Origin of the sequence: Dorea acetigenes, from assembly GCF_025567385.1 — a bacterium.
In the GTDB taxonomy this organism is placed as follows: domain Bacteria; phylum Bacillota; class Clostridia; order Lachnospirales; family Lachnospiraceae; genus Claveliimonas; species Claveliimonas acetigenes.
This window is the reverse complement of the sequence record NZ_JAOQJU010000058.1, coordinates 1-726: the sequence shown is the minus strand read 5'-3', so window position 1 is coordinate 726 and position 726 is coordinate 1. Positions and strand designations below refer to the sequence as shown.

Genomic DNA, 726 nt, shown 5'->3' with positions numbered 1-726 from the left:
ACGACAGCAATACTATGATTCCCTGAAAGAAGCAGCATAGGGTACAAAATCCTTGAGGAAAATGTGTCAACTAATCTTGACAAAATCAGACTACACATTGTTCCAACAGATAAACTTGCTTGTAGTTCAGTTCCTTGTGAGCTTCGCCATACTGTTTGACATACTCTAAGGATAACGCCACATCTGAAATCTGGTCGGCACTCATGCGTGAGCTTGCGTCAGCTCTGGTCTTGTAGCCATTCTTAAAATCTGTATTGATGTCAATACAATATGCAGTTTCGCCCTCGACTTTCATATAGCCCTCATTGAATGTCGAACCGATAGAACCGTCATTCATTACTTTTTCAATGATACCGACACGCTCTGCACTTTCCGTCCAGTATTGCTTACTTTCTGCATGGACGGGTGTAGTCGGTAAAGCAGTAACGACAGTTGCAAGAGCTAAGAAGCCCGTACACAATCGTTTCCATGTCTTTTTCATAAATCTAATGCTCCTTTCATTTTGGGTAAAAAAATAGACGCTCATTTCTGAACGTCTACATTACTGAAAGGCTTGTCCTCTCACACATATTCTATTTTAATAGGTACAACAGTTGCCTTTCTCCTTGTATTTTCGTTGTTTTCATCACTTGCGTTATGATTTTGTCAAGATTAGTTGACACATTTTCCTCAAGGATTTTGTACCCTATGCTGCTTCTTTCAGGGAATCATAGTATTGCTGTCGTT

At 40.1% G+C, this 726-nt stretch carries 1 pseudogene; it reads right to left on the bottom strand.

What is annotated here, in order from left to right:
* Positions 1-88 precede the first annotated feature (88 nt).
* A pseudogene (locus tag OCV99_RS17950) lies at positions 89-481 on the bottom strand (hypothetical protein); the annotation flags it as partial.
* Positions 482-726: the final 245 nt, after the last annotated feature.